This window comes from Kangiella sediminilitoris, from assembly GCF_001708405.1.
In the GTDB taxonomy this organism is placed as follows: domain Bacteria; phylum Pseudomonadota; class Gammaproteobacteria; order Enterobacterales; family Kangiellaceae; genus Kangiella; species Kangiella sediminilitoris.
The window spans coordinates 2,294,572-2,308,144 of the sequence record NZ_CP012418.1 but is presented as its reverse complement, the minus strand read 5'-3'; the positions used below and the strand labels follow the sequence as shown (position 1 = coordinate 2,308,144).

The 13,573-nt window shown below is 44.0% G+C and carries 12 protein-coding genes; 2 read left to right on the top strand and 10 right to left on the bottom strand.

Features of this window, described 5'->3' with window-relative positions:
- Positions 1–46: 46 nt before the first annotated feature.
- From KS2013_RS10860 to prmA, 7 genes are all read right to left on the bottom strand, one after another.
- Complete coding sequence (locus tag KS2013_RS10860) at positions 47–2,701, bottom strand: intermembrane phospholipid transport protein YdbH family protein (RefSeq protein WP_068993737.1); 2,655 nt, start codon at positions 2,699–2,701, stop codon at positions 47–49.
- Between the two features lie 158 nt (positions 2,702–2,859).
- Positions 2,860–4,149, bottom strand: a complete 1,290-nt coding sequence (gene purD / locus KS2013_RS10855; protein ID WP_068993735.1) for a phosphoribosylamine--glycine ligase — start codon at positions 4,147–4,149, stop codon at positions 2,860–2,862.
- Positions 4,150–4,174: 25 nt separating this feature from the next.
- Entirely contained in the window at positions 4,175–5,740 is a 1,566-nt protein-coding gene (gene purH / locus KS2013_RS10850; protein WP_068993732.1) for a bifunctional phosphoribosylaminoimidazolecarboxamide formyltransferase/IMP cyclohydrolase, read from the bottom strand.
- A gap of 60 nt (positions 5,741–5,800) precedes the next feature.
- The gene (gene fis / locus KS2013_RS10845) at positions 5,801–6,097 is read right to left on the bottom strand and encodes a DNA-binding transcriptional regulator Fis (protein WP_068993729.1); all 297 of its coding nucleotides are present in this window, start codon (positions 6,095–6,097) and stop codon (positions 5,801–5,803) included.
- Positions 6,094–7,074, bottom strand: coding sequence for a tRNA dihydrouridine synthase DusB (dusB, locus tag KS2013_RS10840; RefSeq protein WP_068993726.1), 981 nt, complete (start codon positions 7,072–7,074; stop codon positions 6,094–6,096). Before dusB ends, fis begins: the two co-directional genes overlap by 4 nt.
- A 231-nt stretch (positions 7,075–7,305) precedes the next feature.
- Positions 7,306–8,085, bottom strand: coding sequence for a zinc-ribbon and DUF3426 domain-containing protein (locus KS2013_RS10835; protein WP_068993724.1), 780 nt, complete (start codon positions 8,083–8,085; stop codon positions 7,306–7,308).
- Positions 8,086–8,140: 55 nt separating this feature from the next.
- Positions 8,141–9,025, bottom strand: a complete 885-nt coding sequence (gene prmA, locus KS2013_RS10830) for a 50S ribosomal protein L11 methyltransferase (protein WP_068993721.1) — start codon at positions 9,023–9,025, stop codon at positions 8,141–8,143.
- A 444-nt stretch (positions 9,026–9,469) separates the two neighbouring features.
- On the opposite strand from prmA, the gene KS2013_RS10825 reads away from it, so the two are divergent.
- Positions 9,470–10,063 carry a hypothetical protein gene (locus KS2013_RS10825; protein WP_156768995.1) on the top strand — a complete coding sequence of 198 codons (594 nt, stop codon included), beginning with the start codon at positions 9,470–9,472 and terminating at the stop codon, positions 10,061–10,063.
- 90 nt (positions 10,064–10,153) lie between these two features.
- Here the strand turns inward: KS2013_RS10825 and accC are convergent, their stop codons facing one another.
- Genes accC through aroQ form a run of 3 tightly spaced genes read right to left on the bottom strand, consistent with a single transcriptional unit; the run spans position 10,154 to position 12,447 of the window.
- Complete coding sequence (gene accC, locus KS2013_RS10820; RefSeq protein WP_068993716.1) at positions 10,154–11,503, bottom strand: acetyl-CoA carboxylase biotin carboxylase subunit; 1,350 nt, start codon at positions 11,501–11,503, stop codon at positions 10,154–10,156.
- 24 nt (positions 11,504–11,527) lie between these two features.
- Complete coding sequence (accB, locus tag KS2013_RS10815) at positions 11,528–11,989, bottom strand: acetyl-CoA carboxylase biotin carboxyl carrier protein (protein ID WP_068993713.1); 462 nt, start codon at positions 11,987–11,989, stop codon at positions 11,528–11,530.
- A gap of 14 nt (positions 11,990–12,003) precedes the next feature.
- Positions 12,004–12,447, bottom strand: coding sequence for a type II 3-dehydroquinate dehydratase (gene aroQ, locus KS2013_RS10810; RefSeq protein ID WP_068993711.1), 444 nt, complete (start codon positions 12,445–12,447; stop codon positions 12,004–12,006).
- A gap of 346 nt (positions 12,448–12,793) precedes the next feature.
- On the opposite strand from aroQ, the gene KS2013_RS10805 reads away from it, so the two are divergent.
- Positions 12,794–13,507 carry a response regulator transcription factor gene (locus tag KS2013_RS10805; RefSeq protein WP_228703675.1) on the top strand — a complete coding sequence of 238 codons (714 nt, stop codon included), beginning with the start codon at positions 12,794–12,796 and terminating at the stop codon, positions 13,505–13,507.
- Positions 13,508–13,573 lie beyond the last annotated feature (66 nt).

Genomic DNA, 13,573 nt, shown 5'->3' with positions numbered 1-13,573 from the left:
CCTTAGTTAATTTGCGATAACTTACAGTGTAAAACAATAACATGAATTATTGCTGAATGTTGAGCATTTGTTTTTGTTCCAGATCGTCCAGAATTGGCTTGGTCATATCACCACTAACCAACATGGCGTAAATCAAATTCGGCAACTCTCCGCGTAGGGTCAGGTCGAGCTTAATTGGGAAACCATTGTAGAGGTCAGGGTTGGAGCCAAGCACATTAAGCTCAATGACATAATGACCCTGGTTATTATAATTTAAGGTGCCAGAGAATGACTTGTATTGAAAGTTTTCTAGAGCCTGGAATGCAATATTGGCATCTTTACCCTGCTCGGATTTAATATGAATAACACCTTCCGAAACAGCGGCAAATTTTCCATCCACTATTTGTTGACCCTGCTCCGAAATTTTCAGTGGCAATGTAAAGTCAAATAGGCCTTTTATATTGAGCTTTTCACTATTTAAAGCTTTCAAAAGAGCGCCAATATCAACGGCCTTAAGGTTAACCGTGAAGGGTTCGATGCCATCTTTATTAACCGCCAGTCGCGGAATATCAATATTACCCTTAAGTAAAGATCCCTTTAAATCTGTAACCACCAAACTATCAATTGTGTGGGGCATAAGGAAGGTAATATTGGTCACCGATATGTCAGTAGCCAGTTCTATTTGTTCAATATGACTTTTTAATGTGCCACCAAGTTTTGAGTTTGGAGTTAGCGTATCCTCGACAGTCCAGTTTTTTATATAAAATTCGTCGTAATTAAGGTTAAGGTTATCAACGTTTAACTTACCATTGAATAAAAGGCCAAGGGGGTCTCCATCCAGCGAGTTGATTTCAAGCTGACCCGAATTAAAACTTAGCTGAGGATAGTTTTTGAGAATAGTGAGCCACCTAGAAATTGATGAGATCGGCAAAGATGACTGCTTTACTTTTAAGTTGTGCTGAGACGACTTTAGATTAAAACTGTAACGAAACGGTACGGTAGACTGTTGGTGTTTTATAGTGCCTGCAGCAACGAGATTAGAGGGTTGTTTAGTCCAGTCCAACTTTCCGGAAATATCAGAAACACCAATTTGCTGACCGTTATATTTAGCATTATCAAACGTAAGCTGGCCACTGGGTGTCTCGCTCAAAAGATATTTTAAAGATCCTTTGAGTTGGTTGAGAGTTAAAGGTTGTTTTTTGAAACTGAGTTTTTCCAGTGTGTACTGGCCTTGGATAGCACCTTTGGGTTGCTCTTCACTTAGGGACATTTGTAAAGTTGTTGCAAGGTTTTCTGCAGAAATTTCTTCGTCGTTTAAAGTTAATTTTCCGTTAACTGGTTTTATGTTCTTTACCTGCCATTGGTGCGTGTTGTCTTTAGCCTGATTAAAGTTGATGACTGATGAGCCCGCCAGTGACCAGTCGCCAGCTATAAGTTTACCGTGAGAGTTATCACCTTGGTAGCTGACTGTGTCCAGCCCTAACTTACCTTTAGCTGTAGAGAGGTTTAGAACGGAATCCTTAATAGAGACCTTGGACTCTAGCTGAAGAGTGTTTATACGGCTATTTATCTTATGCTTGGGCGAATCAAAGTTAACCTGTAAGTCCCTTAGTCCCAGTTTGGTATCGAGCAGTAATTGTTGAGACTTGTCAGTAGGATTTTTTGACAGGTCATAGACCAGGCTTTTTAGGACAGCATCCAGATTATACTCAGGGGTAGTCAGTGATAAAGCAATCTGACCCTGCTTGATTGTAAGCAGAGATGTGGAAGGGGCATAACTAACAACAACCTCAGAGTCTGTCATCGCCGATACCGCAATATCTGATTCAAATTGATCGATATTGGTCTTGAGCTTGTATTGTTGTAAAAAACCGGTAGCAAGATCGTTGAGACTAAAATGATGGCTGTTAATAGTGGACTGGAGATTGCTATCAGAATTAATAATAAAAGTGAAAGGTGTTTGCGACCAGTCTGCCGTGGCATTCAATTTAAAGGAAACAGGACCAATACCAGGTTGAGGATAAAGTGTTTCGGGAGCTACCAGTCCATCGCCTTGCAATGACCATTTCTGACTGGTTATTGGAGTAGCTTCAAGGTGTATTTTATCCTGCTGGTGTGAAACGGTCAGGCTTAGTCCTGAAAGAGCCGGTCGTGAAAGAGCTGCCTCATTTCTTTTGGCATCGACATTAAGTTGGAATTGCTTCTTCAGATACTCAACCTGGCTATTTAATGAAATTGATGAGCCTGAGTCACGAATCACTATTGCTTTGGACAGAATTGGCTGTGGCGTAAGCCCTTCGATTAGCAGTTGATTAAGGCGCATTTCTGCAACAGGAATGTGAGGCAAAGCAATAGAAGACAGAGGTTTACTTTGAGCCGGGGAGTCTTTGCTTTGCGAGACAGAAAATAACGCATTTTGTGCCGTGATAGAGGTTAGTTTTCTTTGCCACAGTGAATAACCGAGCGTGACTTGCTCAAGCTTTAGACGGTATTGTTGCTTTTCACCAAGCTGTAGGACCAGATGATCAATTTCGGTTGAACTCAGGCCGGGGTGTTTTAATTCAAGCTGCTGAAGCTCTATCGAAGGAGGCAGAAAACGTTTTACCTGAGATGGTACCCATGATGGTGCCGTCCAGTAAGCAATAGCGAAAAGAATGACCAGAATACAAAGTATCCATAGTAAAACTTTAGCTATTTTTTTTAACAATACTTTTTTAGACACGGTAAAACTCAAGTCCTTGTGATCCTAAACAAGTGTACCATGAACAGTGTAGCGGATTAGACTGAATCTGTAATGAATGGTTTCCGTAAAGCTGGCAATAAAAAAGGCGCCGAAGCGCCTTTTTATGTCTTACGAATCTAAGACGGTAGCTAGTGATGTTACTGTTCCCGAGCAATGGCGCGGTGGCCAATGTCTGTGCGGTAGTAAACCTTATCCCAGTTGATTTTTTCAACTGCCTGATAGGCTTTTTTCTGTGCTTCTGTAACGTTATTACCCAGAGCAACAACACACAGTACGCGACCGCCACTAGTGACAATGTTGCCTTCTTTCTCGGCCGTACCAGCATGAAATACTTTACCGATAGTGTTGATATCATTGACTGAGTCTAACCCAGAAATCACATCACCTTTAGGGTAGCTTTCTGGATAACCACCGGCAGCCATGACGACGCCGATAGCAGCACGCGGATCCCAGTCAGCTGTAGCCGTATCCAATTTACCATCAATAGCAGTAAGGCAGAGCTCGACCAAATCGGACTTAAGACGGCTCATGATAGGTTGAGTTTCTGGATCACCGAAGCGACAGTTGTACTCAAGAACTTTAGGAACACCATCACTATCTATCATGACACCTGCATAAAGGAAACCTGTGTAAGGATGACCTTCTGCTGCCATGCCCTCAACCGTAGGTACGATAACTTGCTCCATAATACGGTCGTGCATCTCAGCAGTCACTACGGGCGCTGGAGAGTATGCTCCCATGCCCCCTGTGTTAGGACCTTTGTCGCCGTTATCGCGAGCTTTGTGGTCCTGAGAGGAAGCAAGAGGAAGAATATTTTTGCCATCGACCATCACGATAAAGCTGGCTTCTTCGCCCTGTAAGAACTCTTCAATCACAACACGATGACCAGCATCGCCGAATTTATTGCCGGCTAACATATCGTCAATCGCGGCATCAGCTTCAGCTTCATTCTGCGCTATAATGACGCCTTTACCGGCGGCAAGACCATCTGCCTTGATGACGATTGGTGTGCCCATTTCACGGACGTAAGCTTTAGCAGGTTCAATTTCTGTAAAATTCTGATAAGCCGCTGTTGGGATCTTGTGTCGCGCCAAAAAGTCTTTGGTAAATGCTTTTGACCCTTCCAGCTGAGCAGCACCTTTGGTAGGACCAAAGCACTTCAAACCAGCATTCTTGAATGAGTCTACAACGCCAATAACGAGAGGAGCTTCAGGGCCAACTATCGTCAGCTCAACGTTATTATCTTTAGCGAAAGCTACTAGCTCATCGATTGCTTCAACGCCGATCGCGATGTTTTCCACTTTATCTTCTAGTGCTGTACCTGCATTGCCAGGTGCAACGAAAACTTTACTGACGTTATCTGATTGGGCGGCTTTCCACGCAAGTGCGTGTTCACGTCCGCCACTACCGATAATTAAAACATTCATTATCTCTATTCCTTACGCCTGAGAATTAATGACGGAAATGACGCATGCCGGTGAAAACCATGGCTATGTCGTTTTCATTAGCCGCTTCGATAACTTCATCATCGCGAATAGAACCTCCCGGCTGAATCACAGCTGTGATGCCAGCTTCAGCTGCTGCATCAATACCATCACGGAATGGGAAGAAAGCATCTGAGGCCATGACTGAACCACGAACTTCCAGGTTTTCATCCGCAGCTTTAATTCCTGCAATTTTAGCGCTATAAACACGGCTCATCTGACCCGCGCCGACACCGATAGTCTGGCCATTTTTACAGTAAACAATTGCATTGGACTTAACAAATTTAGCGATTTTCCAGCTAAACAAAAGGTCTCGCATCTCTTCTTCAGTCGGTTGGCGTTTAGTAACGATCCGTAAATCACCCTCAAACACCATGCCCAGATCACGATCCTGAATAAGAAGACCGCCGTTAACACGCTTGTAATCGTATGAAGGAACCGCTTGTTCCCACTGACCGCATTCCAGTAGGCGAACGTTTTTCTTCTCTGCAACCACAGATTTCGCAGCGTCATTGATACTTGGTGCAATAATAACTTCAACGAATTGACGATCGACGATTGCTTTTGCTGTTTCAGCATCCAGCTCACGGTTAAAGGCGATAATACCGCCGAAAGCAGAGGTTGGATCCGTCGCAAATGCCAGGTCATATGCCTGACCAATAGTATCAGCGATTGCAACGCCACAAGGGTTGGCATGCTTAACAATAACGCACGCAGGTTCATCAAAACTCTTAACACATTCAAGCGCAGCGTCTGTATCAGCAATATTATTGTACGATAGCTCTTTGCCTTGAATTTGCTTAGCCGTCGAGACGCTTGCTTCCTGTGGATCATGCTCGACGTAGAATGCAGAATTCTGGTGTGGGTTCTCGCCATAACGCATATCCTGTGCTTTTTTGTATTGCACTGAATAGGTTGGCGGGAAGTCACTTTTATCTTCAGCTGCCTGAACACCGAGATAGTTTGAGATGGCAGCGTCATAACGTGCAGTATGTGCAAAAGCTTTAGCAGCTAAGCGGAAACGGGTATCTTTATCGACCGCACCGTTCGATTCAATTTGTTCTGCTACCAGTGCGAAGTCTTCATTTTCAACGACGATAGTCACATCCTGATGGTTTTTAGCTGAGGATCGAACCATCGTTGGGCCACCGATATCGATGTTTTCGATAGCATCTTCTAAAGAACAGTCCTTACGTGCAATAGTGCTCTCAAAGGGATAGAGGTTAACCACGACCATATCGATACCGATAATATCGTGTTCTTCCATCACTTGGTCATCCATTCCACGACGTCCTAAAATAGCGCCATGAACCTTTGGGTGAAGTGTCTTGACGCGACCGTCCATCATTTCAGGAAAACCAGTGTAGTCAGAAACGTCGGTAACAGTGATGCCATTATCACGCAATAGCTTGGCTGTACCACCAGTAGATAAGATTTCGATGCCTTTACTCGATAGAGTTTGGGCAAATTCAACTACTCCAGTCTTGTCTGAAACGCTGATCAGGGCGCGTTTCACCGGACGATAGTTAGGCATGTTGTAGCTCCTTAAAAATTAAGGGTTCTTCGTTAGAACCCTTATTTTAATTCGAAAGATTTACAGTAGGTTGTAACGTTTTAACTTTTTACGCAAAGTACCGCGGTTAAGGCCAAGTACTTTTGCAGCTTTAGTCTGGTTGTTACGAGTGTGCTCCATAATGGCACGCAGAAGAGGTTCTTCGACTTGAGTTAACACCAAATCGTAAACGTCGTTCAATGGCTGACCTTGCATTTGCTTCAGGTACTGTTGCATAGAAATTGCAACGTGTTCACGCAAAGTAGGGTTTGATTGGAAGCTGGCAGAGTCGTTCTGCACGCTGGTTTGGTTGTTAGTTGTCGTGTCAAAAATTGTCATGCTGCTATAGCCTGTTGCTTTTGTTCAAAATAACGGTTTAAAACGTCTATTTGCTCAGCACCGTCATCTATACGATTAAAGGTGCTACGGAACGTTTTGCCGTCTGCCTGCTCCTGCAGATACCAGGAAACATGCTTTCGTGCAATTTTAGGACCCATATGATCGCCATAGAACTGATGTAGCCCTTTGACGTGACGTATCATCACATCCTGTACTTCATCAATCGTTGGCGGCTCAAGGATCTCGCCCGTTTGCAAATAGTGCCAAATTTCTCGGAATATCCAGGGGTTCCCCTGCGCCCCTCGACCAATCATCAATGCGTCTGCGCCAGTATGCTCAAGAACGTACTTGGCTTTTTGCGGACTGGTGATATCCCCATTCGCAATCAGAGGAATTGAAATTGCCTGCTTGATTGCTGCAATAGTGTCGTATTCTGCATAGCCCTGGTATTTGCAAGCACGTGTTCTGCCATGTACGGCAAGAGCCTGTATACCATTGGCTTCTGCGATCTTTGCAATCTCGACGCCATTGCGGTTGTCAGGGTTCCACCCTGTTCTAATTTTTAGTGTCACTGGTACGTCTACAGCACCAACTACTGCTTTTACGATATCCTCGACCAGGTCGGGATACTGTAATAAAGCTGAGCCTGCTGCTTTCTTACAGACCTTTTTTGCCGGGCAGCCCATGTTGATATCGATGATCTCAGCGCCATTTTCAACGTTATGTTGAGCAGCTAAAGCCATCATCTCAGGTTCTGCACCAGCTATTTGAACCGAACGAATACCGGGTTCCCCACGATGGTCACTCCGCATTAAGCTTTTTTTTGTGTTCCAAAGCTTAGGGTTGGAGGCAATCATCTCAGAAACGGTCATTCCAGCTCCAAGCTCTTTGCACAATAAGCGGAAAGGACGATCCGTTACACCAGCCATGGGTGCAAGTATTAGAGGATTGTCCAATTGATACTGTGCGATTTGCATATAGTGCTGAATTACGTTTCTTCAGGAGGAAAAGACATAGCCTCTTCATACCGACCTTTTGCAATCCATTTCGCAAATAGCCGCGAACTCCTGTACTACAATATTGGGTTCAAATTAAGGTCGCCAATCATACACCTTTTGCCACAGCTTTTGAATGAAAATTGTTTAAAAAACCATCAATTTTTAGCTTGACAAATGGTTACGAACTGCTAATTGGAGCAATAAATACGCTTATTTAACTAGTTCGACCTGGTATCCGCTGTAATCGGTAATCTCATTATTAAACGTAAAGGCAATGTGGACCGACTGTTGTGGCTTGATGAGATCGTTGTGATTCACTTCTGGTAAGTAGTGCTGCGGTTTATAGACCGGACTGGCAAACTGATTACCTTTGATATCACTCAATATGACCTTAATTTGTGGGTAGGGTTGTGAAAACTGAGCGACATTTTTAAGCACCATACTGACTTCTTTTTGTCCTGTACGGGTAATATTAACCTCAATGGCATTGACCCGATACTGTTCCAGATCTTGACGGGGAGCCAGCTGACAACCAAACATGGAGCATGAGAGCTGGTATATCGGTCGTAATGTAGTGTCCTGTGCCAGCGTCTCTTTATTGGGCCATAGATAGAAAAACCAGAATGACAAGTAAATTAAAATCAAAGTGGCAAAGCCATAGAATGCCCATTTTAATGTTGATAAATGGTTCCTGGATTTTGCTTGTCCACTATCAACATCCATACTATCCAGCTCGTAATGGGCAGAACGGTCAATTTCATGCAGCTCAGGTATCGTTTGAGAAACGACTTTATCTTCTGCTTGCTCAACAGTATCAGACATCTGTGCTTTCTGACTTTCCTTATCCAAGGACACCAACGAGTCCGTTGCCAAGAATAGCGAATGGCAATTACCACACCGAACATGGCCTGAGGCAACCTCAAGATGTTCTTTACGGAGTTTAAATACCGACTTGCAATGCGGGCAGTTGGTTAAAAATGTTTCGCTCATAAGGATTTATCAATCAATAGATCAAGCCATAACAATAAGAAGCTGTCATTGGTTATCAATGCTTTTTACCTGAAAGCCTCGCCCAGTCTTCTTCAGTAGAGACGGGATCCATAGCAAACCACTGGCTATAAAGTTCTTTTAATTCTTTTGCCTGACTCTCAAGAAGCCCCGATAATACCAGATTTCCGCCTGGTTGCACGGCATTTGCAATGGATTCTGCCAACTGGCGCAAGGGTTCGGCTAAAATATTGGCCAGTAAAATATCGGCAGGAGGTAACTCGACCTCATCCGGTAGCCCGAGTACCAGTCGTTCGCTGCTGATTTGATTACGCTCTAAGTTTTGTTTGGTGGCTTCGATGGCCTGAGGATCGATGTCGGTGGCGTAAACTTTTTCTGCCCCAAGAAGCAGAGCAGCAATAGCCAGAATGCCGGAGCCGCAGCCATAATCGATAACTGTCTTACCTTTTAAGTCCGCACCATCGAGCCACTGTAGGCAGAGCGAAGTGGTGGGGTGCGTGCCGGTGCCAAAAGCCAGCCCCGGATCCAGTTTGATGTTAACAGCATGGGGCTCGGGCGCTTCGCACCAGCTGGGGACGATCCACACTCTTTTACCAAACTGCATGGGTTTGAAATTATCCATCCAGCTACGCTCCCAGTCCTGGTCACGAATAATTTCCCAATCATAACTTTCGCCAACGTGTTGCGAATAGTCGCTATCTGCTAACAGGTTATCAATAACCTGAGTGTTTGTTTCGGCATCAAACAGTGCCAGAACGATCAAATGCTCCCATAATGGAGTTTCACCGGGAAGGGGCTCCAGAATCGGCTTATCTTCAGCATCCAAAAAGGTTACCGCCAATGCACCGAGTTCCATTAAGTAGTCACTTAACGAATCAGCATCGGAATGTTTGTAGTCGAATTTGAGCTGAATCCAGGCCATAGGAATCTAATCGTATAAAATTTGCGGCTATTATAAGGGGAAAGGTGAAGAACTACTAATTTGTGGAGTGGTTAATTGTAATTCTATTTTTCGACACTCGTCGAGTTCCTTTCTCTTATTTGTGTAAGAGAAAGGAACCAAAGAGAAGCACACCCCTATATTGAGGTCATTCGCAGAATGACTTCCAGCTTTGCTTCCAAAATACTTAACGTACCAGAGTTTACAGCACCTCCTTGTGCTGAAAACTCTTATCAAAATCATCCCGATTTTGATCACTATATTTTGAAATCAAGCGGCTCAATATAATGGGGAAATAATGCATCATTACGTAGAGGTGGACCAAGCCTGATGCTGTGGAACATAACAATTGGTTTGGGTAATTAGCTAGTGATATCCTATGGTTTGCTCGGACTAATAGACCTAAAAAAAGAAGGAGTTTTGGTTTTGTACAAAAAATTAATAGTGAGTTTGCTTTTTGTTGCTTTAGTTGTGGGGATTATCTTTGCAGTTTTTCCTGAGAAAGATTGTGGTGATCGTGCTTCTGGGTCTGAAGCAGAACGTGAAATTAAGACTATGTTAAAGGCCGAGTTAGTTAAACAAGAAACAGCAATAGAGGTAGAAAAGGAGCTGCGTGAGGCGCGGGGAGAGACCTTTCAAATCGTGGATACTGGAAATAAAAAGAAAGAAGAAAATCCTGACCATGCGAGTAACGGTAACGAGGAAGCGCTAGTTAAATACGACGGCGACTACAGAAATGATTTGTTGACACGCTTTATGCAGGATGACTTTGAGCAGTTCATGGAGGAGAAAAACTTGCAGGTGAATAATGTACAATGTGAGGATGCTGTCTGCGATATTGATTTTTATTCAGCTGTACCGCTTAACAATAATGAAAATTTACGTAACGATCTTATATTGGATATCGCGATAAAGTTACAATCCGAAGGGATGTTAAGTGAGCAAAACAGGATATCAGATTCTGAGAACAACTTTGAGAATATCAGATTTAGTGTGCGAATGGACGGAGAGGGTAATTAAAGTTTAATAGATTGAGAAAGGTATTTTCAAAAAAAAGCCGGCAAATGCCGGCTTAAACTTACTTTTAAGAGCAAGTGACTCTTTTACCAACTATTCGTGTTCACCAAACATATGCTCTTCCAGATAGTGGATGTTGGTTCCACCTTTTTGGAAGTTAGCGTCAGCAAGAATTCGTTTTTGTAATGGTATATTGGTTTTAATACCGTCGATAACGATTTCTTCTAACGCCATTTGCATGCGCTGGATGGCTACTTCGCGAGTCTCGCCATATGTAATCAGCTTACCAATCATTGAGTCATAGTAAGGCGGTACTTTGTATGAAGCATAAATATGCGAATCGATACGGATACCCGGACCACCTGGTGCATGAAAACGCTTAATCGTACCCGGAGATGGAATGAAGGTATCCGGATCTTCAGCGTTAATACGACACTCAATGGCATGGCCTTTAAGCTGGATATCTTCCTGTTTAAAGGATAGCGGCTGGTTGCTGGCGATGCGAAGCTGTTCTTTAATAATATCAACACCTGAGATCATCTCAGAAACAGGATGCTCTACCTGAACACGAGTGTTCATTTCGATAAAGTAGAACTCGCCCTTTTCATATAGGAACTCGAAAGTTCCCGCGCCTCGATAGCCAAGCTGGATACAGGCCTGTACACAACGCTCGCCAATATGCTTACGCATTTGATCGGTAATGCCCGGAGCTGGAGCCTCTTCCACCACTTTTTGGTGACGGCGCTGCATTGAGCAGTCGCGCTCACCTAAATGAATGGCGTTACCATGACCGTCGGCCAGTACCTGAATCTCGACGTGACGCGGTGTTTCAAGGAATTTCTCCATGTACACCATGTCATTGCCAAATACAGAACCTGCTTCGGACTTAGTCAGGGAAATCGCTTTCAGTAGCTCGCCTTCATTACGAACCACGCGCATACCACGTCCACCGCCGCCACCGGCAGCTTTAATGATTACCGGGTAGCCGATGCGCTTTGCCATCGCAAGGTTATCTTTTTCATTATCGCCCAGAGGACCATCAGAGCCTGGAACACAGGGCACGCCTGCTTTTTTCATGGCTGCGATAGCTGAAACCTTATCGCCCATTAGGTTGATAACGTCAGCGCTTGGGCCGATAAATGTAAAACCGCTTTTCTCTACCTGTTCTGCAAAGTCAGCATTTTCGGCAAGGAAACCGTAGCCGGGGTGAATACCTACGGCATCGGTAATCTCGGCAGCTGAGATGATCGCTGGAATATTAAGATAGCTTTCTGCTGCTGCCGCTGGACCAATGCACACAGACTCATCGGCAAGACGGACGTGCATTAAGTCTTCGTCGGCTGTTGAGTGAACCGCGACAGTTTTAATTCCCAACTCACGACAGGCTCGCAATATGCGCAAGGCGATCTCGCCACGGTTGGCTATGACCACTTTTTCTAACATAACTCTATACCTACTGGTTGGGGGTTACTCAATGATGAACATAGGCTCGTCGTATTCAACAGGTTCGCCATTCTTGACTAGAATTGCTTTTACCTTGCCAGATACGTCGGCTTCAATTTGGTTCATCATTTTCATCGCTTCGACAATACATAAGACGTCACCAGCATTAACCTGCTGTCCGACTTCAACAAAATCTTTTGCGCCTGGCGATGGTGCTGAATAGAAAGTACCTACCATTGGCGAGCGTACTTGATGACCGCTGACTTCTGGAGCCGCAGGAGCTGCTTCTGGAGCAGCCGCTTCAGCTGCCGCAGGTGCTTGAGGAGCTGCTGGTGCTGGCGCCGCAGCATAATGAATTGGCGCTGGTGCCGGAGTGCTTGAAGAGCGTGAGATACGGACGGACTCTTCACCCTCTTGAATTTCAAGTTCTGCAACACCTGAGTCTTCAACCAGCTCAATAAGCTTTTTAATTTTGCGTAAATCCATAATTTCTACCTACGTTAATTTTTTTTGATGATATTAATGGCTGCATCGAGTGCATAGCGGTAACTGTCAGCTCCGAATCCTGCAACGACGGCTTCAGCAACATCACTGAAATAAGAGTGATGGCGAAAGGGTTCGCGCCGATGAGGGTTAGAAAGATGCACCTCGATAAAGGGAATCTCCACGGCTAACAGGGCATCGCGTATGGCGACGCTGGTATGAGTGTAAGCCGCTGGATTAATAACAATTAGTGACACATTATTCGATTTTGCCTGATGAATAATGTTAATTAGTTCACTTTCTGAGTTACTTTGTTCTGTTTCAAGATCGATACCATCCTTTTCTACCTGCTTTTTTGCAGAAGAATTGATGTCATTTAAGCTGAGATCGCCATAAATGTCGGTTTCTCGCTGTCCCAAAAGGTTCAAATTTGGGCCGTGCAGCAATAGAATTTTAGACATAAAGTCACTAAAAGTCAGTAATGTGTATTTAAAAGAACGTAACTCCGGGCTATTCCCCAAAACTGTTCTCTGAAGGTTTAAATGAGCATTTCTTGGCTCTGCTTTAAACGTTCGCGCATTTTACAGTAAATTACCAACAAATAACTACTTTTTGCAAGCCTGGTCGGACTTGATAGTGGTTTTTTTTCACAATACTCAAAACTAGGTGATCGTACTCATTTTATAATTGTTTAAAATCTGATAGTTTTAAACAAGATAAGACGCGGGGGATATCAGCTTAAGCTGAACGAAAAAAAACTAATAGAGCAAACAATAATAACCAGAAGAAAGATAGAAAGGAGACACCATGTCAGATGATTTGAAGCTGCTCTACCTCGAAGATGATCAGAATCAGGCTGATGATTTACTCGCCATACTGAAGGACTCAGGTTATGGCTGCACTCACTGTAGAAATGCTGGAACATTTTTGGAAGCCTTAAAAACTGATGACTTCGATCTGCTCATCATGGATTGGGAGCTGCCGGACATGTCTGGCATTAAGGCTTTAGAGCAAGTTCGCTCCTTTATGAACTGGAAAGGGCCTATTTTGTTTGTTACGAATCGTGACTCAGAGCAGGACATTGTAGATGCTTTAGAAAAGGGAGCTGATGACTACATGGTCAAACCGTTCAAGCGCTCGGAGTTGCTGGCTCGCTTGAGTGCTTTAATTCGCAAGGCAGGCCTGCTGGATGACCGGGGTAAAATTGAGGTTGGATCCTTCACGGTTGATCAGTCAAATCGAAGAGTCCTGGTTAATGGTGAGCCCGTAATGCTGACTACTAAAGAGTACGAGTTAGCGGTAATTCTTTTCAAAAATGTTGGTCGCCTGTTTTCACGCAAGTATTTGCTAAAGCATATCTGGGGTATTGAGTCTGACATAAGCACACGGACAGTTGACGCCCACGTCAGCTCGTTACGAAAAAAGCTTAAAATCAGGGCAGATAATGGCTATAGGATTAAAACTGTTTATCAGCACGGATACCGATTAGAGCGGGAAACTGAAGCCGGCACTCTAGTGTAATTACATGGTTATTCATACGATAACGCCAATAAGCTTGAAATATTGATGCATTGGCTCTTTTGTAAT